The 19938-nt window shown below is 64.3% G+C and carries 18 protein-coding genes; 2 read left to right on the top strand and 16 right to left on the bottom strand.

Going from position 1 to position 19938, the window contains the following annotated elements; translation table 11 throughout:
- Nucleotides 1-3 precede the first annotated feature (3 nt).
- From paaZ to DDE20_RS05175, 9 genes are all read right to left on the bottom strand, one after another.
- Nucleotides 4-2052, bottom strand: coding sequence for a phenylacetic acid degradation bifunctional protein PaaZ (gene paaZ / locus DDE20_RS05215; protein WP_116557419.1), 2049 nt, complete (start codon nucleotides 2050-2052; stop codon nucleotides 4-6).
- An 11-nt stretch (nucleotides 2053-2063) separates the two neighbouring features.
- A complete protein-coding gene (locus DDE20_RS05210; RefSeq protein WP_116557418.1) occupies nucleotides 2064-2816 on the bottom strand; it encodes a Phenylacetic acid catabolic protein in 753 nt (250 codons plus the stop codon).
- Between the two features lie 10 nt (nucleotides 2817-2826).
- On the bottom strand, nucleotides 2827-3900 hold the full coding sequence (locus DDE20_RS05205) for a 2Fe-2S iron-sulfur cluster-binding protein (protein WP_116557417.1): 1074 nt from the start codon (nucleotides 3898-3900) through the stop codon (nucleotides 2827-2829).
- Between the two features lie 9 nt (nucleotides 3901-3909).
- Nucleotides 3910-4431, bottom strand: coding sequence for a 1,2-phenylacetyl-CoA epoxidase subunit PaaD (gene paaD, locus DDE20_RS05200; protein ID WP_240607850.1), 522 nt, complete (start codon nucleotides 4429-4431; stop codon nucleotides 3910-3912).
- The gene (gene paaC / locus DDE20_RS05195) at nucleotides 4425-5282 is read right to left on the bottom strand and encodes a 1,2-phenylacetyl-CoA epoxidase subunit PaaC (RefSeq protein ID WP_116557415.1); all 858 of its coding nucleotides are present in this window, start codon (nucleotides 5280-5282) and stop codon (nucleotides 4425-4427) included. Before paaC ends, paaD begins: the two co-directional genes overlap by 7 nt.
- Nucleotides 5282-5566 carry a 1,2-phenylacetyl-CoA epoxidase subunit PaaB gene (gene paaB / locus DDE20_RS05190; RefSeq protein WP_116557414.1) on the bottom strand — a complete coding sequence of 95 codons (285 nt, stop codon included), beginning with the start codon at nucleotides 5564-5566 and terminating at the stop codon, nucleotides 5282-5284. The genes paaC and paaB overlap by 1 nt, the downstream gene beginning before the upstream one ends.
- Nucleotides 5567-5662: 96 nt before the next feature.
- Nucleotides 5663-6652 (bottom strand): 1,2-phenylacetyl-CoA epoxidase subunit PaaA, encoded by a 990-nt coding sequence (gene paaA / locus DDE20_RS05185; RefSeq protein WP_116557413.1) that lies wholly within the window; start codon nucleotides 6650-6652, stop codon nucleotides 5663-5665.
- Nucleotides 6653-6743: 91 nt separating this feature from the next.
- Nucleotides 6744-7949, bottom strand: coding sequence for a 3-oxoadipyl-CoA thiolase (pcaF, locus tag DDE20_RS05180; protein WP_116557412.1), 1206 nt, complete (start codon nucleotides 7947-7949; stop codon nucleotides 6744-6746).
- Nucleotides 7950-8076: 127 nt separating this feature from the next.
- Entirely contained in the window at nucleotides 8077-8967 is an 891-nt protein-coding gene (locus DDE20_RS05175) for a PaaX family transcriptional regulator C-terminal domain-containing protein (protein WP_116557411.1), read from the bottom strand.
- A 123-nt stretch (nucleotides 8968-9090) separates the two neighbouring features.
- Here DDE20_RS05175 and DDE20_RS05170 point away from each other — a divergent pair, with 123 nt between their 5' ends.
- Nucleotides 9091-10026 (top strand): DMT family transporter, encoded by a 936-nt coding sequence (locus DDE20_RS05170; RefSeq protein ID WP_240607849.1) that lies wholly within the window; start codon nucleotides 9091-9093, stop codon nucleotides 10024-10026.
- A gap of 12 nt (nucleotides 10027-10038) precedes the next feature.
- Here DDE20_RS05170 and glmM read toward each other — a convergent pair whose 3' ends face one another.
- The 7 genes from glmM to DDE20_RS05135 form a co-directional block, all read right to left on the bottom strand.
- Entirely contained in the window at nucleotides 10039-11382 is a 1344-nt protein-coding gene (gene glmM / locus DDE20_RS05165; protein WP_116557409.1) for a phosphoglucosamine mutase, read from the bottom strand.
- A gap of 38 nt (nucleotides 11383-11420) precedes the next feature.
- The gene (gene folP / locus DDE20_RS05160; RefSeq protein WP_116557408.1) at nucleotides 11421-12440 is read right to left on the bottom strand and encodes a dihydropteroate synthase; all 1020 of its coding nucleotides are present in this window, start codon (nucleotides 12438-12440) and stop codon (nucleotides 11421-11423) included.
- Nucleotides 12441-12480: 40 nt separating this feature from the next.
- Entirely contained in the window at nucleotides 12481-13413 is a 933-nt protein-coding gene (locus DDE20_RS05155; protein WP_116557407.1) for a dihydroneopterin aldolase, read from the bottom strand.
- 169 nt (nucleotides 13414-13582) lie between these two features.
- Nucleotides 13583-14233, bottom strand: coding sequence for a cell wall hydrolase (locus DDE20_RS05150; RefSeq protein ID WP_240607848.1), 651 nt, complete (start codon nucleotides 14231-14233; stop codon nucleotides 13583-13585).
- 323 nt (nucleotides 14234-14556) lie between these two features.
- The gene (locus tag DDE20_RS05145) at nucleotides 14557-17124 is read right to left on the bottom strand and encodes a putative PEP-binding protein (RefSeq protein ID WP_116557406.1); all 2568 of its coding nucleotides are present in this window, start codon (nucleotides 17122-17124) and stop codon (nucleotides 14557-14559) included.
- A gap of 159 nt (nucleotides 17125-17283) precedes the next feature.
- On the bottom strand, nucleotides 17284-17994 hold the full coding sequence (locus DDE20_RS05140; RefSeq protein WP_240607847.1) for an NAD-dependent deacylase: 711 nt from the start codon (nucleotides 17992-17994) through the stop codon (nucleotides 17284-17286).
- A gap of 16 nt (nucleotides 17995-18010) precedes the next feature.
- Nucleotides 18011-18916: a LysR family transcriptional regulator gene (locus DDE20_RS05135; RefSeq protein ID WP_116557404.1), complete on the bottom strand. Its 906-nt coding sequence runs from the start codon at nucleotides 18914-18916 to the stop codon at nucleotides 18011-18013.
- A 92-nt stretch (nucleotides 18917-19008) separates the two neighbouring features.
- On the opposite strand from DDE20_RS05135, the gene DDE20_RS05130 reads away from it, so the two are divergent.
- On the top strand, nucleotides 19009-19878 hold the full coding sequence (locus DDE20_RS05130; protein WP_116557403.1) for a methylenetetrahydrofolate reductase: 870 nt from the start codon (nucleotides 19009-19011) through the stop codon (nucleotides 19876-19878).
- The last annotated feature ends 60 nt before the right edge of the window (nucleotides 19879-19938 follow it).

Raw genomic sequence — 19938 nt, 5'->3', positions numbered from 1 at the left:
CCCTCAAGAGGGCCAAACCTTCGCCACCATGGTCAGCACATCATATTGCGCCACCACCTCGCCGTGCTGGTTGGTGACACAGCAATCCCAGCGCACCTCGCCATGTTCGCTATTGGTGCGCGGGTTGATATCCTTACAGGTCAGCTGCACGCCGAGGGTATCGCCGGGATAAACCGGCGTCATAAACCGCAGGTTATCCAGCCCGTAGTTCGCCAATACCGGCCCGGGATCGGGCTGCACAAACAGCCCCGCGGCAAAGCTGACGATCAGATAGCCATGCGCCACACGGCCCTCGAAAAACGGGTTCGCCTTGGCCGCCGCGTCATCCATATGCGCGTAAAACGTATCGCCGGTGAATTCGGCAAAATGCGCCACATCCTCCAGCGTGATCTGGCGCTTCTCGGTGATCAACTGGTCGCCAATGCGCAGCTCTGCCAGTGATTTGCGGAACGGATGCCCGTCGTTTTGCGCCGGCGCCCCCGCGATCCAGCGCCCGGTCACCGCCGAGACCAAGGCGGGCGTGCCCTGCACCGCCGTGCGCTGCATGAAATGTTTCACCCCGCGGATCCCGCCCAATTCCTCGCCACCACCGGCGCGGCCCGGCCCGCCGTGCACCAGCCCCGGTAAGGGCGCGCCATGGCCGGTCGAGGACTTGGCGCTGTCGCGGTTACCCAGCAAAATCCGCCCGTGGAACGGCGCCATGCCGATCACCGCCGCCTGCACGACCTTCGGATCATTGGTAAACAGCGACGACACCAATGACCCTTTGCCGCGATGGGTCAGCGCCACCGCTTCTTCGAGATCATCATAGGGCATCAAGGTGCTCACCGGCCCGAAAGCCTCGGTATCATGCACCACAGACGCGCCAAGCGGATCATCACAATACATCACCACCGGATTGAGGAACGCCCCCGCCTCGGCATCGCCCGAGACCACCGTCACCTCGTCGGGATCACCCCAGACAATCTCGGCGTCGGCTTGCAGTTCCGCAATCCGCGCCCGCACCTCGTCGCGCTGCGCCAAAGACGCCAGCGCCCCCATCCGCGTGGCCTCATCTCCGGGCAGCCCGACGCTCATCTTACCCAGCGCCTTGCCCAGCGCCTCAGTCACCGCCTGCACCTGCGCGCGCGGCACCATCGCGCGGCGGATCGCGGTGCATTTCTGCCCCGCTTTCACCGTCATCTCGCGGCTGACCTCTTTGATAAACAGATCAAACTCCGGCGTGCCCGCCACAGCATCCGGCCCCAGCACACAGGCATTCAGACTGTCCGCCTCCATGGTAAACCGCACCGAATCCGCGATGATCTTCGGATGCGCCTTCAGCATCCGCCCAACCGAGGCCGAGCCGGTGAAGGTCACCACATCCTGCGCGGTCACATGCTCCAGCAAGTCCCCCACCGAACCCGAGATCAGCTGCAACGCCCCCTCGGGCAAGATCCCGCTCTCAATAATCCGCCGCACCATCAATTCGGTCAGATAAGCGGTCTGCGAGGCCGGTTTGATCAGCGCCGGAACCCCTGCCAGCAGCGTCGGCGCCAGTTTCTCCAGCATCCCCCAGCAGGGGAAATTATAGGCGTTGATATGCACCGCCACCCCGTTCAAGGGCGTCAGGATATGCTGCGCGACAAAACTGCCATCGCGCGAAAGCTGCTGCACATCGCCCTCAGTCAGCACGCGGCTGTTGGGCAATTCGCGCCGCCCCATGCCGGAATAGGCGAACAGCGTGTGCAACCCGCCCTCGATATCCACCATCCCGTCGCGCGGTGTAGCACCAGTGGCCAGCGACAGCGCATGAAACTCGGCCTTTTGCGCATCCAGCGCCTTGCCCAGCGCTTTCAGCATCTCGGCGCGCTCGTGGAAGGTCATCGCCTGTAGCGCCGCGCCCTTGCTGCGCCCGTAGGCCAGCGCCTCCGCCATATCCAGCCCGCTGGCGTCGATCAGCGCGATCACCTCGCCGGTGCCCGCATCGCGCAGTTCCGCACCCTCGCGCGCGCCCGCTTGCCAACCGCCGCAGATGTAGCTTTTCAGTCTATAGGGGGTCTGAGCATTCATATCCTGCCCTTTCAATTCAACGACAGTGCAGCCAGTTGCGCATCAACCGCCGCTGTCCATTCGGCCAACAGGGCCTCGTTGGTTTTATGCCGCAGGCCCATCCGCGACAGCCGCTCGAAGCGCGTGGAATGGGCGCTGCCAAAGCCCGCCGCGACCCGTGGATGCCAATAAGCCAGACTGGCGCGCGCCGCCGCGCGGCCTTCCTCGCTGGTCACGATCTGCGCCAAGCCTTCGGCGCCCAGTTCCGCATGCCGCGTCTCAATGGGTGCAATCGCGCGGAACACTTCCGCCAAGGGCTGGTAGCTCACCTTTGCCATCTCGGCGATCTGCACCTTGGCCGCGAGACCTTGCAACACATTCATCACCACCGCGTCGATCCAGCCCTGCAGCGGGTAATGGAACACCGACAGCCGCATATCCCCGCCCTGCCGCGTGGCGCCAATATCCGCATCCCGCTCCAGCCGCGCCGCCCAAGGGTGCACCCCCTCATAGCGCTCGGTATCGACCCCGAACTCGGCCATGATGTTGAGCACCCGCTCGGCGTGATCGGCCTTTTCCAGCACGATCCGCGCCGCAGCGATCCGGCTCTTGATCCCCGCCGCATCGTTGATCGCCTCGGCAAACCCCGCCGAGGCGGCCAATTCGCTATCCACGAAAGACGCCATCAACCGCAGCAACTCGCCCCGATAGCGCGGCGGCACATTGCCCGGCGAGGTCAGCTTGCCACCATGCGCAAGATAGTCTTCGATCGACATATCAGTCATTTCAAACCCCTTACTGGTCATAGCTGACCACAAGCTTGTCACTCAGCGGATAGCATTGGCAGGTCAGCACATAGCCTTGCCGCACCTCGTAATCCTCTAGCGCGTGGTTGGTCAGCATCTCGACTTCGCCCTCCAGCACCTTGGCACGGCAGGTCGAGCATACCCCCGCCTTACAGGCATAGGGCGCGTCCATATTGCTGGCCAGCGCTGCATCCAGCAGGCTCTCGCCCGATTTTGGCATGCGGAATGTGCGCGTCGCCCCGTCCAGCGTCACCGTCGCCTCGCAGGCCTCGCCACTATCGGCGGTTTTGCTCACCGCCTTATGCTTCGCCCGCCCCGGCTGGCCGCTGGCGAAGAGTTCGAACTTGATCTGCTCGTCGCTCAGCCCGTGGTCCTTCAGGCTGCCCGCAATCGTCAGCATCATCGGCTCCGGCCCGCAGATGAACGCCATATCCACCGTCTCGGGCTCGACCCAATGGCGAAACAGCGATTTCATCTTCTCGGCATCGACCAGTCCGGTGAACAAATCAATCTCCTGCCCCTCGGCCTCCAGCACATGGATCACCGACAGCCGCCCGAGGTAGGAATTCTTCAGATCCTCCAACTCTTCGCGGAACATGATCGACGACATCTGCCTATTCGCATAGACCAGCGTAAAGCGTGATTTCGGCTCCCGCGAGAGCACGGTTTTCAGGATCGACAGCACCGGCGTGATCCCCGAACCACCGGCAAAGCCCAGATAATTGCGCCCCGCTTTTTCATCCAGCGGCGCGTGAAAATTGCCCATCGGCGGCATCGCTTCCAGCACCGCACCCGGTTTCAGCGCCTCATTCGCCCAGGTGCTGAACGCGCCGCCATCCACCCGCTTGATGCCGACTTTTAAGCTCCCCTCATCCAGCCCCGCGCAGATCGAATACGACCGGCGCAATTCCTCGCCCTCGAATTCGCGGCGAAAGGTCAGATACTGGCCTTGGATAAAGCCGAACCGCTCCGCATCCTCTTCGCGCGGACGCAGCGTGACCACCACCGCGTCGCGGGTGTCATGCTGCACATGGGTGACGTCAAGCGGCAGGAAACGGGCCATAGGGGCACCTCAGATACATTTGAAATAGTCAAAGGGTTCAAGGCAATCCGTGCAGCGGTAACTCGCCTTGCACGGGGTCGAGCCGAACTGGCTGACCTTTTCGGTCTTTGTCGAATTACAGCGCGGGCAGGCGACCTTCAGATTGTCGCCCGACATCCGCGCGATCCGCCCCGCGATCACCCCGTCGGCGGCGGTGCCGTCAATCGGCGGCGCAATCCCGTAGGCCTTGAGCGCCGCGCGCGCCTCTTCGCTGATCCAGTCGGTGGTCCATGGCGGCGACAACTGCCGCTCAAGGCGCAGCTTCTCGACACCCTTCTCGCGCAGTTTCTGCTCGATATCGAAGTTGATCACGCTGGTCGCCGGACAGCCCGAATAGGTCGGCGTCACCGTCACCACCAGTTCCGCGCCCTCATAGGCGACATCGCGGATCACGCCCAAGCCGGTCAGGCTGATCACCGGAATTTCGGGATCGGGCACTTCGCCCAACCAGTTCCAAACCTGCTCCACCGAGGCGCGCATTGTGGTTACCATTCCGCGTCGGGATAGGCGCGCTGCAGCCACTGCATCGGCGCCAGCAAATGCCCCATATGCTCGGAATGCCGCCCCTGTTTGCCGCCCTGATGGGCAAAATTGCCCTCGGGCCGCTTCAGCGTCGCCTCCTCCAGCACATGGTTGACGGTCTCGTCCCACGCAGGCCGGATGCTCGCCGGATCGGGGATCAGACCGGCATGCGCCAGCCGCAGATCCACCGCATCGGCAATCATCATCTCGCCACTATAGGGCCAAAGCCGGTCCAGCGCCGCCTGCATCCGTGCGTGGCTCTCCTCCGAGCCGTCACCCAGACGGATCACCAGATCCGCCGAACGCTCGATATGATAGGCCACCTCGCGATGCGCTTTCGCCGCGATCTCGGCAATCCGCGCATCCGCGGACCCCTCGAGCGCCTTGAGCATCGGCGCATGCCAGGCATCAAACAGGAACTGCCGCATCAGGGTCTGGCCGAAATCGCCGTTCGGGCGCTCGACCAGCAAAATGTTGTGAAAGTGCCATGCGTCGCGGCGAAAGGCCAAAGCATCGGCATCACGCCCGCGCCCCTCGACCTCAGCCGCCAACCCCAGCCAGAACTGCGTCTGCCCGATCAGATCCAGCGCCATATTCGATAGCGCAATATCCTCTTCCAAGACCGGCGCATGGCCGCACCATTCCGAGATGCGATGCCCCAAAATCAAGGTGTTATCGCCCAATCTGGTCAGACCGGTAAACAGATCCATCTCCGGCGATCCCGCCTCCAGCGGTGTTTGCCCCGCCGACCGCGCCGCCCCGCCTGCCGCCTTGGCCAAAGCCTCGGCATCCGGCGTCATCATATCTCCCTGCACCGGCATCACATATGCCCCACTTCGTCAGGAATGTCGTAAAATGTCGGGTGCCGGTAGACCTTGGCATTCGCAGGATCAAACAGCGGCCCCTTCTCCGAGGGCGCCGAGGCGGTGATCTGCGCCGAGGGCACCACCCAGATGCTGACCCCTTCATTGCGCCGCGTATAGACGTCGCGCGCATGTTTCATCGCCAGCTCCGCATCCGGCGCGTGCAGGCTGCCCACATGCCGGTGATTGAGCCCGTGCTGGCCCCGAATAAACACTTCCCAAAGCGGCCATTCTGATGACATGACTCTCTCCCGTTTCATCTTGCCCCAAATACTTTGGGGGTGAATTTGGACCCGTCGCAGACGGGGCCGAAGAGGGGGTGAACCCCCCGCTCTGGCTTACTCGGCGGCCATCTGCGCGGCTTGGCGGCGCGCGTCACGCTTCTTGGCATGGGCCATCAACCCGTCACGGAACCATGCCCCGTCGTTCCACGCTTTCTGCCGCGCTTCGATGCGCTCGACATTGCACGGACCGTTGCCCTTGAGCACCTCGTAGAACTCGTTCCAGTCCGGCTCGCTAAAGTCCCAGCCGCCCTTGTCCTCGTTCCACGCCAGCGCCTCATCGGGCACTGTCAGCCCCAGAAACTGCGCCTGCGGCACCGTCTGGTCGACGAATTTCTGGCGCAGTTCGTCATTGGTGTTGATCTTGATCTTCCACGCCATCGACTGCGCCGAATGCACTGATTCCTTATCCGAGGGGCCGAACATCATCAGCGAGGGATACCAGAACCGGTTCAGCGCATCCTGCGCCATCGCCTTTTGCTCGGCCGTGCCTTCGGCCATCTTGCGGATCAGGTCGTAGCCTTGGCGCTGGTGGAAACTTTCCTCTTTGCAAATCCGCACCATCGCGCGGGCATAGGGACCAAAGGAGGTCCGCTGCAGCGGCACCTGATTCATAATCGCCGCGCCGTCCACCAGCCAGCCGACCGCGCCAATATCGGCCCAGGTCAGCGTCGGATAGTTGAAGATCGAGGAATATTTCATCCGCCCCGACAAGAGTTGCTCGGTCAGATCATCACGGCTCACGCCCAGCGTTTCGGCAGCACAATACAGATACAAGCCATGCCCCGCCTCATCCTGCACTTTTGCCAGCAGGATCGCCTTACGCTCGAGCGTCGGCGCGCGGGTGATCCAATTGCCCTCGGGAAGCTGCCCGACAATCTCGGAATGCGCGTGCTGGCCGATCTGCCGGATCAGCGTCTTGCGGTAGCCCTCGGGCATCCATTCCTTCGGCTCGATCCGCTCACCGGCATCAATCCGCGCCTGAAACGCCGCCAGCATCTCGGGGTCGTCATTCGTCGCTTCGGACTTCACCATCTGTGCATACATTGTGCTGACCTCCCTGCCAGTGCGCCCCTCTCGGGGCCTCGCTTCTCTAACCTGCGCGTTCCCAGACCTGCGCGCCTCAAACCGGCGCGTTTCAGGCCCGTTCCAGTATCAAGGCAATCCCCTGCCCGACGCCGACGCACATCGTGCACAGCGCATAACGCCCGCCGCTGCGCTGCAATTGCCACATCGCGGTGCCGACCAGACGCGCGCCCGACATCCCCAACGGATGGCCCAGCGCAATCGCCCCGCCCATCGGATTGACCCTTGGATCGTCATCGGCGACGCCCAGATCGCGCAACACCGCCAGCCCCTGCGCGGCAAAGGCCTCGTTCAATTCTATCACATCCATCGCGTCGATGCTCAGCCCCGTGCGCGCCAAAAGCTTGCGCACCGCCGGCACCGGACCGGCACCCATCACCCGCGGTTCGATCCCCGCCGCCGCCATGCCGACGATCCGCGCCCGCGGGGTCAGCCCGTTGGCCTTGGCGCTCTCCTCCGAGGCCACCACCAGCGCCGCCGCCCCGTCATTGACGCCGCTGGCATTGCCCGCCGTCACCGTCATCTCGGCACCATTGATCCCGCGCAGTTTCGCCAAAGCCGCGGCATCGGTCTGCGGGCGCGGGTGCTCGTCGGTATCGACGACAATCGGATCACCTTTGCGCTGCGGAATGCTCACCGGCGCAATCTCATCCGCGAACAGCCCCGCCGCCTGCGCCGCCGCCCATTTTTGCTGGCTGCGCAGCGCCATCGCGTCCTGATCTTCGCGGCTGATGCCCCAATCTTCGGCCACGTTATCGGCAGTCTCGGGCATTGAATCGACGCCGAACGCCGCCTTCAGTGCCGGATTGATGAACCGCCAGCCGATTGTCGTATCAAACACCGCATTGGCACGCGAAAACGCCGAGGTTGCTTTGGGCATCACAAAGGGCGCGCGGCTCATGCTTTCGACGCCGCCCGCGATCAACATATCGCAGTCGCCCGCCCTGATCGCCCGCGCCGCCATGCCAACCGCATCCATGCCCGAACCACAAAGCCGGTTGATCGTCGTCCCCGGCACAGACACCGGCATGCCGGCCAGCAACACTGCCATCCGCGCGACGTTGCGGTTGTCCTCGCCCGCCTGATTGGCGCAGCCGTAGATCACATCATCAACCTGCGCCCAATCGGTCTCGGCGTTGCGCTCCATCAGCGCGCGGATCGGCGCCGCCGCCAGATCATCGGCGCGCACCGAAGACAACGCGCCGCCGTAACGTCCCACTGGCGTGCGCACCGCGTCGCAAATAAAGGCTTCAGTCATAAGGCCTCCCGTCCTGATCCTGACCGCGCCCATTCACTGACCGCTCGGTCATGGTATAAGTTTCGACACATCACAAATCAACGATTTTCTCGCGCCAATCTGTGCCATATCGCGCAAGCGGCTGAAATCACGCGCCTCCGGCCTGCGCCGCCATCTCGCGCAACTGGGTCAAATAAGGATGATCACGCGGCTCCGAGTCGGTCAATCCCGCAGTCTCAGCGCCGAAATGCGCCGCGATATGCGAATCAGCCGCCGGTGACAGCGCCAGATAGAGCCGCGCAAACAGGGTCCGCGCCGCATGTCCGGGCCAATCCTTGGGCAGCGCCTCTTCGGGCAGACGCGGATCATGCTGCAGGGCCGAGCGCCAGCCGTGCACCAATAGTAACCTCAGCGCCAAAGCCTGCGGCCCGCCAATCCGCGGCGCCAGCGGCAGCACCGGCGCGAATTGCTGGATCAGATCGGCATAGGCGCGGACATGCGGGGTCAGGTTGAACATCTGCGCGACAAACTGCGGCAAGAGCGCGGTGTCGCCCGTCGGCTCCGCCTCAAACGCCAGCAAGCCCTGCGGCACCGGACCCCGCGCCGGACCCACCGCCAGTTGCGCGCGCAGCCGCGCATAGCCCTGCCGCTCGAGCCCGCTCATCACCGCATCGGCGCCCTCGGCGGGCAGATAGACAAACCGCCAGCCGCAGGGATCGGGCGCGCCATAGATCAGCCCCGCCGCCTCCGCGTATTCCGCCTGCGCGCTCGCGGTCAGCCGGTAGAAACTGCGCCGCCCGCGCCGCGCGCCCTCCAATTGTCCGGCGGCGACCAGCCGCGAGACCGCGGTGCGCACCAAAGTCTCGCTAAACCCGACCTGCGCGCAGGTCTCGATGATCGCGCCCATCCAGACCTCGGCGCCCCGCGGCACCACCGCATCGCCATACAGCGTGACGAGAAACCCCGCCGCCCTCAGCGGCATCGCAGCGGAAATGTCAGACACCAAGTCATCGGGGTTCGGCGGTTTTACCTTGGCCACACGTCCCTCCACCGGTTTCAGAAATCCAACATTCGCACAATGCAAACCGCCTGACGAGGGGGATTGTCTTGCACAAGTTCAACATCCATGCCACGCAAACCCCATCATTGCAGGAAGCCCGCCGTGTCGCAAATCGCCAGCCCCAGCCGCCCGACCCTGTTCAACTGGCTCGAGATCGCCCTTCTCGGGCTGATCTGGGGCGCCTCTTTTATGATGGTGCAACTCTCGCTCAACGGCATCGGCCCGCTTGGCATCAGCACCCTGCGTATCGCCATCGCCGCGCTGATCCTCAGCTTGCTATGCCTGATCCGCCGCCTGCCGCTGCCCTCCCTGCGCCGCGACCGTAAAATCTGGCTGCACGCGGCGGGCATGGCGCTGTTTTCCAACGCGCTGCCATTCAGCCTGCTGTCATGGGCGCAGCTACATGTGACCTCGGGCTTCGCCGGGATCACCATGGCGCTGGTGCCGCTGTTCACCTTGGTGATGGCGCATCTGATGCTGCCGGGTGAGCGTCTGACCCTGCCGCGGCTCTTGGGCTTTCTGCTCGGGCTGATCGGCGTGGCGCTCCTGATCGGCTCCGACGCGCTCCACTCCGGCGGCGCCAGTCTCGAGCCTATCGCCCGCGTGATCTGCATCGGCGCCGCGCTCTGCTATGCCATCGGCTCGATCATCACGCGGCGCTGCCCGCCGGTCGATCCGATCGCCTTTTCCACCGCCGCCCTGTTGATCGCCTCGGTGATGATGCTGCTGGTAACGCTCACCGTCGAGGGCGTGCCCGCGCAGATGCCCCCCACCTCGGCGCTCTTGGCGATCCTCTATCTCGGGGTCTTTCCGACCGCGCTGGCCACGCTGATCCTCGTGCATGTGATCCGCACCGCGGGGCCGACCTTCCTGACCCAGACCAATTATCAGGTGCCGGTCTGGTCGGTGATCTTCGGCACGCTCTTGCTGGCCGAGCCCCTGCCCGCGCAATTCATCATCGCGCTGGCGCTGATCCTGAGCGGGCTTCTGGTCAGCCGCATCGCCTTTCGCGGGCTCTCCTCGCGCCCCGGCGCATAGACCCGCTAACCCTTACAGCGCCGCCTCGATCTCCTGCACCAAGCCGCCGACGATCTCGTCCAGCATGCCGGTGTCCTCGCATTCGACCATCACCCGCACCAAAGGCTCGGTGCCGGATTTGCGGATCAACAGCCGCCCGCAGCCCTGCAAACGCGCCTCGGCGTCGCGGATCGCCTCTTTGACCTGCAGCGCCTCCATCGGCGCCTGCCCGTTAGAAAACCGCACATTCTGCAGCTTCTGCGGCACCGGCTCGAACTGGCGGGTCAGGCTGCTGGCGGGCAACCCGCTATCGACCATCGCCATCAGGAATTGCAGCCCCGCGATCAGCCCGTCGCCGGTGGTGCCGTAATCGGTCATCACGATATGCCCCGACTGCTCGCCGCCCAGATTGAGCCCGCGCTCGCGCATCCGCTCGACCACATAGCGGTCGCCAACACCGGTGCGCTCCAGCGACAGACCCAGCGAGTCCAGATGCCGCTCCAGCCCGAGGTTCGACATCACCGTCGCCACCAGCGTCCCGTCATTGAGCCGCTCGGCCTCGGCCCAGCGCCGCGCCATCAGCGCCATGATCTGGTCGCCATCCGCCGAATTGCCATGCTCGTCGATGATCAACACGCGGTCGGCGTCGCCATCAAGGCAAATCCCCAGATCCGCGCCATTCGCCACCACCGCTTCGGCGGCCGCGCGCGGATGGGTCGAGCCGACCTCGCGGTTGATGTTATAGCCGTCCGGCGTCACCCCGACCGGAATCACCTCGGCGCCCAACTCCCAGAGCACCTCGGGCGCCGCCTTATAGGCCGCGCCATTGGCGCAATCGATCACCACCTTCAACCCGCGCAGCGAGGCGCCCTTGGGCAGGGTGGTTTTCGCGTATTCCACATAGCGCCCGCGCCCGTCATCAACCCGCCGCGCGCGCCCGATCTCCAAGGGCGCGACCAGATCGGCACCGGCATCGAGGATCGCTTCGATCTCTTTCTCCGCACTATCCGAGAGTTTAAACCCGTCCGGCCCGAAAAACTTGATCCCGTTGTCGGTCGCCGGATTATGGCTGGCGGAAATCATGATCCCCAGATCGGCGCGCATCGAGCGGGTCAACAGCCCCACCGCCGGCGTCGGCACCGGCCCCAGCAGAAACACATTCATCCCGCTCGAGGTCAGCCCCGCGGTCAGCGCATGTTCGATCATATAGCACGAGCGCCGCGTGTCCTTGCCGATCACCACACGGTGGCCGTTCAGCCCGTCAGTGCGAAAATACTGCCCCGCAGCGGCACCCAGTTTCAGCGCAATCTCGGCGGTCATCGGCCAGCTATTCGCCTGCCCGCGCATCCCGTCGGTGCCAAAGTATTTTCTGCTCATCAATGCCTCCTCAAAAACTCGTTCTTTAAATCCGCGCCTTAAATCGCCGCCCCGTCAGCCGTCAGCGCCCGCCACAGGGCCAAAGCCTGCACCGTCTCGGCCACGTCATGCACGCGCAAAATCTGCGCGCCCTGCCCCGCCGCCATCAAGGCCACCGCGACCGACCCCGGCATCCGCGCGCCCGCCTCTTCGACACCGGAAATCGTGCCGATAAACCGCTTGCGCGAGGCCCCCAGAAGGATCGGCGCGCCCAAGCCGTGATACAGCGACAACCCGCGCAGCAGGTCCAAGTTGTGCGCCATCGTCTTGCCAAAGCCAATGCCCGGATCGACAATCACCCGCGCCGGGTCAATCCCCATGCCAACAGCCAGCTCCATCCGCCGCGCGAGATGGTCGTAGACCTCGGTCAAGACATTGGAATACTGTGGATCTTTCTGCATCGTCTGCGGCGTGCCCTGCGCATGCATCAGGCAGATCGGCACCCCCGCCGCCGCCGCCAACACGCCCAGCGAGGGATCATGGCTCAGCGCCGAAACGTCATTAATGATATCCGCACCCGCCTTGAGCGCCGCCTCGGCGACGGCGGATTTGCGGGTATCAATCGAGATCGGCGTGGTGATCCCCTCGGCGCGAATGGCCGTGATCACCGGCGCGGTGCGATTGATTTCCTCGGTCACCGGCACATCCGCCGCCCCCGGTCGCGTGCTCTCGCCGCCGATATCCAGAATATCGACACCCGCCGCGACCATCGCCCGCGCGCGCTCCACGACCTGCGAGATGGTCCGCGCGCTATCCTCGGCATAGAGCACCCCGCCATCCGAGAAACTGTCCGGCGTGACGTTCAATATCCCCATCACCAAGGGCCGGTCGCTGGGCAATCCGGGCAAGACCGCGCGCGGCTGGGCTAGCTTGGCGGGGTCAAACGCCGCCGCCTCTGCGCTGCCCTCGGCATCAAAATGATCAACCGTGTCAAACCAGACATGCGCCGATCCGGCCAAGGCCAGAGCGGTCTTTGAGCGGGGCAAATCAGTGCGGGCGCGCGGGTGGTGATACATCATCCCTGTCCGGTAAGCCAAGCGCGCGGGGCTTGGCAAGCCATCACCCCGCCTGTTCGGCAAATGTTTCAACCGGCACGCGACTTCCTGCCGACAGCTTCTGCCCCTCGGGCATCACCAGCGCCTGCGCCGCCAGCTCCTCGGCCAGCCAGAGCGCCAGAGCCGCCCCATCCGAGGCGCGGTCCAAGGGGCTATCCACCGCATCCAGCACCAGTTTCGGGGGCGCCCAGACAATCGTCTTGCCCTGCCGGATCGCCCAGTCAATCTCGGTGCGGCTATCGACCACCAGCCAGTCACGGTTGCGCGCGGCCAGCACCCATGCGTTCTGTTCAATTGCCAGCAGATCAATGCGCTTTTGCACCACATCAATGCCGACCTGCGCCGGTGCTACCTCGGGCATGCCAACACAAAGCACCAAGGGCGCGCCGCGCGCTTCCAGCCCGGCCACACGCGCGACCAGAGCCGCATCCGCGATCATCGCATTGTCGAAAAACGCCACCACCGGATGCAGCACCGCACCATCATCCGTCTGCGCCTGCACCGGCGTCGCGGCACGGGTGCGGACGATATCCACGCCCAGTTTGAACGGCCCGCGATCCAGTTTCTCGATCCGCACAAAGGCCCGCATCGCTTGCGGCGCGGCCAGTATCCGCTCGGCCACATGTTCGGCCAGCGTCTCCAGCAGGTTCACCCGCCCCGCCGCCAATTCATCCGAGATCGCCTCGGTGATCCGGTCATAAGACATGATCTTATCGACATCATCATCCAGCGGCGCCGCCTGCGGCTGCACCTCAACCACGATGTTGAACATCAACCGCTGGGTCAGCCCGCGCTCGGTCTGGAAAGCCCCGATCTCGACATCAACCATATAGTCGCGCAGGGAAATCCGGTCGCGCGGATCCGCCGAAGCGGTCGCCGCGGCGCGCTCTTCGGGATGGGCAAACGCCAGATGGCTACTGCTGCTACTGCTGCTCATTGGGGGGCCTCGCGATTGCCGCAAAACGGCGCTGACACGGTTTTCCCGCCGGTCATAGCGCTTATCGCCGCAACGTCACAGCCCCCGATTGAAGCGCAGCGCAATTTTCCGCGTCAGAACGATCCAGCGCCCCGAATCTACCGCCCCCGCTACCAACCGCGTGCCCCGCTCAATTGCTCGAAAGCCGCACCGGTTCGCGGTAAAACAGATGCGAGCCGAACTGGCCGGTGCGCTCGAAACTGCGCGACCAGCGCGGGCGCACGGCGGTGGTGTGGAAATGCGTCGCCCCATCGGTCAACTCACGCGGCGCGCCCGAGACCATCACCTGCGCAATCGCTCCGGCCAGGCGCCGCGCCTGCCCCTCGGTCATATCATCGGGGCGCCCGTCGCAGGCATAGCTGAACTGGCAGGCATTCATCCGATGTGCGTTCTGGCGCACCACGCCGCAAACATCGGCGGGGTAATTGGGCAGGTCCACACGGTTCAGGATCACCTCGGCGACAGCGAACTGGCCATAGATATCCTCACCGCGCGATTCATGGTAAATCGCTTCTTGCAGACAGCGCACCTGCTCGTCATTCGACTGCGGCAGGCTCATCAGGACATGCGGATCATAGCGCCGGATTGCCGCCGGATCATTCAGCGGCGAGGTCACCCGCGAGACCATCGTCGGCGTCACATTGCGCATCGCCGCGCGTTCGGTGCTCAGCGCCATCGCCAGACTTTGCTCCACCGGAAGTTCCGAAGATGCAGGTGCAGCAAAAGCCATGCTCAAAGCCATCGCCACCCCAAGGGGTGCGCGCCAGTTTTCAAGTCCCATACCGTCCATCCTCTGTCAGCCAATGGCAGCCAATGGCAGCCAAAAGGCCCCGCCAGCGGCGTCAGGTTCATCACATTTCACGTGATGACTCTGTGGTGTTTTGCGGCGTAACGCAGATCGCCCTCCCCCCGGAGGCCGCTGTTAGCCATGATTGAAATACCGCAAAACGCCCGATAAGTCCACCATTTCGCAGACAAATCAAAAGCCTAGAACCGCCGCGCCTCGCCGCAGTGCAATTCATGCCATTCCCGTGATGCTGCAGCAGCGGCGAAAAATGCGAAAAAACATCGCGGAATCAAAGCCCCGCGCCGGGGCCGACAGCCTCAGCGCAGGTCGGGCATTGCCTTGGCTTTATCCTTGTCGCCAATCGTTAGCTGCGCCGCAGCAAGCCGCGCCACTGGCACGCGGTAGGCCGAGCAGGACACATAGTCGAAGCCGGCGTTGCGACAGAAGGCAATCGATTCGGGGCTGCCGCCATGCTCGCCACAAATCGACAGCGTCAGGTCCTTGCGCACGCTGCGCCCGCGCTCGGCGGCGATCAGCAGCAACTCGCCAACCCCGTCGGTATCAAGCACATGAAACGGGTCCTCGGGATAGACCCCCGCCTGCACATAATAGGACATGAATTTCCCCGCATCATCGCGCGACAACCCATAGGTCATCTGGGTCAAATCATTGGTCCCGAACGACATGAAATCGCTGTGCTGGGCGATCTCGGCGGCGCGCAGCGCGGCGCGCGGGGTCTCGACCATCACGCCCAACCGGTATTCAAACTCGGTGCCCTTTTCCACCCGCACCGAGGCAGCAATCGCGTCGATCCGCGCCTTGACCAGTTCCACCTCGCGTTTGGCCGAAACCAGCGGGATCATGATCTCGGGCACCACCTTCTCGCCGCGGTCCGCGGTCTCGATGGTGGCCTCGAAAATCGCCCGCGCCTGCATCTCGTAGATCTCGGGCACGGTGACCCCCAGCCGCACGCCGCGCAGCCCCAGCATCGGGTTGAACTCGGCCAGATCCTCGGACCGCCGCGTCACCTCGGACAAGGGCAGGTCCAGCGCGTCGGCCAGTTTCCCCATCCCTTCGCGGGTGTGCGGCAGGAACTCGTGCAGCGGCGGGTCAAACAGGCGGATACAGACCGGCAACCCCTGCATGATCGAGAATAGCTCAATGAAATCCGAGCGTTGCATCGGCAGCAGCCGCGCCAGCGCCGCCGCCCGGTCCTGTGCGGTATCGGCGAAAATCATCTCACGCATCACCGTCAGCCGGTCGTCCTCAAAGAACATATGCTCGGTGCGGCACAGCCCGATACCGCCGGCATTGAACCCGCGCGCGATCCGCGCATCGGTCGGCGTATCGGCATTGGCGCGCACGTCGATATCGCGCAGATTATCGGCCCATTCCAGCAGCGTGGTGAAGCTCTCGTCCTGCGCCGCATCCAGCAGATCAACCGTGCCCTTGAGCAATTCGCCGGTGGTGCCGTCAATCGTCACCAGATCGCCCTCGGACAGCAGCACGCGGCCGGTGTGCATCTGTTTAGCCTTCAGATCAATCCGCACGCCGGTCGCGCCCACAATACAGGGCAGCCCCAGCCCGCGCCCGATCACCGCCGCATGGCTGGTCATCCCGCCGCGCTCGGTCAACACGCCCGAGGCCGCATGCATGCCGCGAATATCTTCCGGAGAGGTTTCGCGCCGCGCCAGAATGCAGCTTTCACCGCGTGAGGCACTGGCCTGCGCCGCCTGCGAGGTGAACACCAAGCGTCCGGTCGCCGCACCGGGGCTGGCGGCAATCCCGCGCACCAGCACATCGCGTTTGCCGCGCGGATCAACCTGCCGGTGCAACAGTTCCGCCAGCGTCAGCGGCGAGACCCGCAAGAGCGCCTCTTTGCGGGTGATCACCCCGTCATTGGCCAGCGACACGGCGGTGCGGATCGCCGAGCGGCTCGAATGCTGCACTTTCAGCGCATCCAGCACCCAAAGCGCACCATCCACCACGGTGAACTCGATCTGCATCTCCTCGCGCAGCCGCTCACGGCAAATTGCACCATGGCGGATCAACTGCGCAAAAGCCTCGGGGTGCTGTTCCTCCAGCGAGGGGCCGCGTTTGTCACGGGTCAGATAGATCGCCCGCGGGTTGTCCGAGACCTCATCGCGCCCCTGCCCGCGCGCCGCATAGCGACCGGTGATCTGCGGCGTGCCGGTGGTGGCGTCAATGAACTGGATCACGCCGGTGCCCGAGGTCTCGGAGCCGTAGCCCGCCGCCATCGCCTGCACCACCAGCCCCAGACCGGCCTCGGCGGGCGCCCCCCGCGCCTGCCGCAACAGCCGCGCCGAGGTTCCCTCCCAGGCCCGCGCCATCGAGCGCAACACCTCGGCCAACTGCCGCTTGGGGTCCTGCGGAAACGGGTCTTCCATCTCGGATTCGTAATCGCGCAACGCCGCACGCAGGGCCGCGGCGCTCGGCTCCACCTCGGAAAACATATCCGGGTCCAGCCGCGCCACATGCTGCGCGTAAGACTGCACAAACCCAAGATACAGCGCCGTCGCCACCGCCTCGCCATGCAGCGCCGCAATCTCGGCGTGGCGCGCGTCATTCATCCCGATGTTCAGGATCGCACCGGGCCCGCCCCAATCGGGATTTTCCGCCGAGGGCCGCACCGACAGCAATTGCCCCGCATCAAACCGCCCGACCATCGTGCCCAGATCGGGGATCGACCCCGCCGCAATCGCCCGCACCGCCGCAAAGGACAGCGCCACGGTCTTCGGCACCGGCAACTCCAGCCGCACCAACCGCTGCAGACATTTCGCCCGCCAGCCGTGCGAGTGCAGCGCAATCGGCGCCGAACTGGTGATTTCGGAGTAATCCATGAGGTTGAGATTTCTGGTCGGCATAAGCGTCTCCTGACGGGCGCAGGATAGGCTTATCGCCCGACCGTGCAAGTGCAGAAACTCCGCCACCGCCTGATATTTACGCGACTTTAAGGGGCTTTGCCCCTTCTTGGCCTGCGGCCAATTCATCCCCAGGATATTTTTGGACAGATGAGGGCGCGTTCAGCCGAGCAGGGTGTCGACCCAAGCGGGGACGATCCGGGTGGCGGGGCCGAACTGGCGGTGATGGAACACCGGCGAGACATCCGAGGGGTCGAGATTAAGCTCCAGACACTCCGCCCCCGCCCGCCGCGCCTCCTGCGCGAAACCGGCGGCGGGATAGACCTGCCCCGAAGTGCCAATGGCGACAAAATGCGTGGCGCGGGTGAGTTCCTGCAGGATTTCGTCCATATGATAGGGCATCTCGCCAAACCAGACGATATCGGGCCGCGTCGCCGGGCGGGCGCAGGCGGGGCAAGGATCCTCGGGCGCCATCACCGCGGGCGCTGGCCAGACATGCCCACATTCCGCGCAAAGCGCACGCATCAAGGCGCCGTGCATCTGGATCACCCGCTCGGACCCGGCGCGCGTGTGCAGATCATCGACGTTCTGCGTCACCACCATCACCTGCCCGGGCAGCGCCGCCTCCAGCCGCGCCAAAGCGTGATGCGCGGCATTGGGCGCGGCACTGGCGCAATTCTCACGCCGCGCATTGTAGAAATCATGCACCAAGCGCGGGTTGCGGGCGAAGCCTTCGGGCGTGGCGACCTCTTCCAGATCATATTGCGACCACAGCCCGCCCTCATCGCGAAACGTCCCAAGCCCGCTTTCCGCCGAAATCCCCGCACCGGTGAGCACCACCAGCCGCATATCTGAGAGGTTTTTTACCGTCATATCAATGCCCTAACACTCAAGCACGCTGCAATTTCAGCGGCTCGGTATGGGCCAGCCGCAGGAAATGCGCCATGAAGGGTTTCATCACATCCTCACTGCGGGTCGCGGCAAACAAGCGCTTGGTCATCCCGCCCTCGGTCAGCGGCAAGGTCACGTAATCGCTGGAATATTTCACCTCGCGCAGCACCCAGTCGGGCAGCACCGAGACCCCGCGCCCCGAGGCCACCAGCATCAGGATCACCGCGGTCAGCTCCACATGGCGCACCCCCCGCGGCTCGATCCGCGCCGGTCCCAAGAGGCCGGTGAAAATATCCAGCCGCCCGCGCTCCACCGGATAGGTGATCAACAGCTGGTCGCGAAAATCCTCGGCCTCGACAAAGGGTTTCTGCGCCAGCGGATGGTTGGCGGCGGCGACAAACCGCGGCTCATAGTCAAACAGCGGCGTGAAGGTCAGCCCGTCGATATCCTCGGGATCCGAGGAAATCACCACATCCACATCCTCGCGCGACAGCGCCGGCAGCGCGCCAAAGGCCAGACCGGGGCGGATATCGACATCCACATCCGGCCAGGCATGGCGGAACCGTTCCAGCACCGGAAACAGCCACTCGAAACAGGCGTGGCACTCGATGGCGATATGCAAACGCCCCGATTTCCCCGCCACCAGCGCGATGAATTCATCCTCGACCGCGTCGATCTTGGGCAATATATCCTCAGCCAAGCGCAGCAGTTTCATCCCCGCCGCCGACAGCCGCAAGGGCTTGGTCCGGCGTACGAATAACTCGACGCCGCATTGATCCTCCAGCCCCTTGACCTGATGGCTCAGCGCCGATTGCGTGAGGTTCAAAAGCTCCGCCGCGCGGCCCACGCCGCCCGCCTGATGGATCGCGCGAATCGTGCGCAAATGCCGAAATTCCAGATGCATCCTGCAGTGCCATTCATATTGATGATGAAAACTATGAATTTGTCTCACATTGCTGCACATGCGACAAGGGGGCCGAAAAACAGGAGCCAACCATGCCCGCACCGCGCGTTTCATTCGAATTCTTCCCGCCCAAAACCTTGGATGCCAGCTTCCGGCTGTGGGAAACCGTGCATATGCTGGCGCCGCTCAAGCCCGAGTTCGTCTCGGTCACCTATGGCGCGGGCGGCACGACGCGCAAGCTAACCCATGACGCGGTGACCACCATCGGCAAGGAATTCGGTCTCAAGGTCGCGGCGCATCTGACCTGCGTCGATGCGACCAAGGCGGAAACCCTTGAAATCGCGCAGAATTACGCCAAGGCCGGGGTCAATGACATCGTCGCCCTGCGCGGTGATCCGCCCAAGGGTCAGGGTGGGTTCACCCCCCATCCCGAGGGGTTCGCCGATAGTGTCGCGCTGATCGAAGCCCTGCGCGGCGCGGGGGATTTCACCCTGCGTGTGGGCGCCTACCCTGAACCTCATCCCGACGCCGCCGATAGCGCGGCCGATATCACCTGGCTCAAGCGCAAGTTCGAGGCCGGCGCCGATTCGGCGATCACCCAGTTCTTTTTCGAGGTCGAGACTTTCCTGCGTTTTCGTGACGCCGCCGAGAAGGCGGGGATCGACGCCAGCAAGATCACCCCCGGCATTATGCCGATCGAGAACTGGAGCGGCATCCGCCGCTTTGCCTTGGCCGCGGGCACCAGCGTGCCGGCATGGCTGGATGACGCTTACGGCAAGGCGGCGCGTGACGGGCGCGAGGATCTTCTGTCGACCGCGCTCTGCACCGAGATGTGCGATACGCTGCGCAATGAGGGGGTCGAGGCGCTGCATTTCTACACGCTCAACCGCCCCGCGCTGACCCGCGATGTCTGTTTTGCGCTGGGTGTGACCCCCGAAGTGGCGCTGCAAAACGTCGCCTGAAGACCGGCGCCCGTAGGGTGTGTGCTCCGCACGCACCGTAACAGAGCGATAAGGGACGCG

The organism is Pararhodobacter oceanensis (genome assembly GCF_003076755.1).
GTDB lineage: Bacteria > Pseudomonadota > Alphaproteobacteria > Rhodobacterales > Rhodobacteraceae > Pararhodobacter > Pararhodobacter oceanensis.
The sequence above is the reverse complement of the archived record's forward strand: the minus strand, read 5'-3'. Positions and strand labels throughout refer to the sequence as shown.

Coding starts and splice junctions, on each gene's coding strand:
- paaZ (WP_116557419.1), bottom strand. CDS start 2,052: ATGAATGCTCAGACCCCCTATAGACTGAAAAGCTACATCTGCGGCGGT.
- DDE20_RS05210 (WP_116557418.1), bottom strand. CDS start 2,816: ATGACTGATATGTCGATCGAAGACTATCTTGCGCATGGTGGCAAGCTG.
- DDE20_RS05205 (WP_116557417.1), bottom strand. CDS start 3,900: ATGGCCCGTTTCCTGCCGCTTGACGTCACCCATGTGCAGCATGACACC.
- paaD (WP_240607850.1), bottom strand. CDS start 4,431: ATGGTAACCACAATGCGCGCCTCGGTGGAGCAGGTTTGGAACTGGTTG.
- paaC (WP_116557415.1), bottom strand. CDS start 5,282: ATGCCGGTGCAGGGAGATATGATGACGCCGGATGCCGAGGCTTTGGCC.
- paaB (WP_116557414.1), bottom strand. CDS start 5,566: ATGTCATCAGAATGGCCGCTTTGGGAAGTGTTTATTCGGGGCCAGCAC.
- paaA (WP_116557413.1), bottom strand. CDS start 6,652: ATGTATGCACAGATGGTGAAGTCCGAAGCGACGAATGACGACCCCGAG.
- pcaF (WP_116557412.1), bottom strand. CDS start 7,949: ATGACTGAAGCCTTTATTTGCGACGCGGTGCGCACGCCAGTGGGACGT.
- glmM (WP_116557409.1), bottom strand. CDS start 11,382: ATGAGCAGAAAATACTTTGGCACCGACGGGATGCGCGGGCAGGCGAAT.
- folP (WP_116557408.1), bottom strand. CDS start 12,440: ATGATGTATCACCACCCGCGCGCCCGCACTGATTTGCCCCGCTCAAAG.
- DDE20_RS05155 (WP_116557407.1), bottom strand. CDS start 13,413: ATGAGCAGCAGTAGCAGCAGTAGCCATCTGGCGTTTGCCCATCCCGAA.
- DDE20_RS05150 (WP_240607848.1), bottom strand. CDS start 14,233: ATGGGACTTGAAAACTGGCGCGCACCCCTTGGGGTGGCGATGGCTTTG.
- DDE20_RS05145 (WP_116557406.1), bottom strand. CDS start 17,124: ATGCCGACCAGAAATCTCAACCTCATGGATTACTCCGAAATCACCAGT.
- DDE20_RS05140 (WP_240607847.1), bottom strand. CDS start 17,994: ATGACGGTAAAAAACCTCTCAGATATGCGGCTGGTGGTGCTCACCGGT.
- DDE20_RS05135 (WP_116557404.1), bottom strand. CDS start 18,916: ATGCATCTGGAATTTCGGCATTTGCGCACGATTCGCGCGATCCATCAG.
- DDE20_RS05130 (WP_116557403.1), top strand. CDS start 19,009: ATGCCCGCACCGCGCGTTTCATTCGAATTCTTCCCGCCCAAAACCTTG.